The 848-nt window shown below is 67.2% G+C and carries 1 protein-coding gene; it reads left to right on the top strand.

Annotated elements, in window-relative coordinates; translation table 11 throughout:
• Nucleotides 1–848 (top strand): UTP--glucose-1-phosphate uridylyltransferase GalU (galU, locus tag MMF96_RS19415; protein ID WP_256884477.1); only part of this gene is annotated, 848 nt, incomplete at both ends.

Genomic DNA, 848 nt, shown 5'->3' with positions numbered 1-848 from the left:
GCCGTTATTCCTGCGGCCGGGTTGGGGACCCGTTTTCTCCCGGCGACGAAGGCGATGCCGAAGGAAATGCTGCCCGTGGTGGACAAGCCGGCCATCCAGTACGTGGTGCAGGAGGCCGTCAGTGCCGGGCTGACGGATGTGCTGATGATTACCGGGCGGAACAAGCGGGCCCTGGAGGACCACTTTGACCGGGTCCCGGTCACGGAACAGCTGCTGGAGGCCAAGGGCGACACGGAGAAGCTGACGGCGGTCCAGCATGCCACGGACCTTGGCGAGATCCATTATGTGCGCCAGGGGGACCCGAAGGGCCTGGGGCATGCGGTGCTGCGGGCGAAGACCCATGTGGGGGATGAGCCGTTCGCGGTGCTGCTCGGTGATGACCTCATTGACGAACGTGACGAGCTGTTGACGACGATGATCGAGGTGCAGGCCCGCACGGGCGGGTCGGTGGTGGCGTTGATCGAGGTGCCGCGGGAGAAGATCTCCGCCTACGGGTGTGCGGACATGACCGTGGTGGACGGGGAGGCGTATGTGAAGGTCAACCACCTGGTGGAGAAGCCGGCGGTGGCCGATGCGCCCTCGAACCTGGCCGTGATCGGCCGCTACGTGCTCCACCCGGCCGTCTTTGAGGTCCTGGAAAACACGCCGCCGGGGCGCGGGGATGAAATCCAGCTCACGGACGCCCTGCAGACCCTGGCCACGCGTGAGGGCGAGGGCGGGGGCGTGTACGGTGTGGTGTTCCGGGGCCGGCGCTATGACACCGGGGACAAGCTCAGCTACCTCAAGGCCGTGGTGACCCTGGCCTGCGAAAGCGAGGACCTCGGCCCGGACCTGCGCGACTGGCTGGG

Source organism: Arthrobacter sp. STN4, assembly GCF_024539665.1.
Lineage (GTDB): Bacteria > Actinomycetota > Actinomycetes > Actinomycetales > Micrococcaceae > Specibacter.
This window is presented reverse-complemented; position numbering and strand designations above follow the sequence as displayed.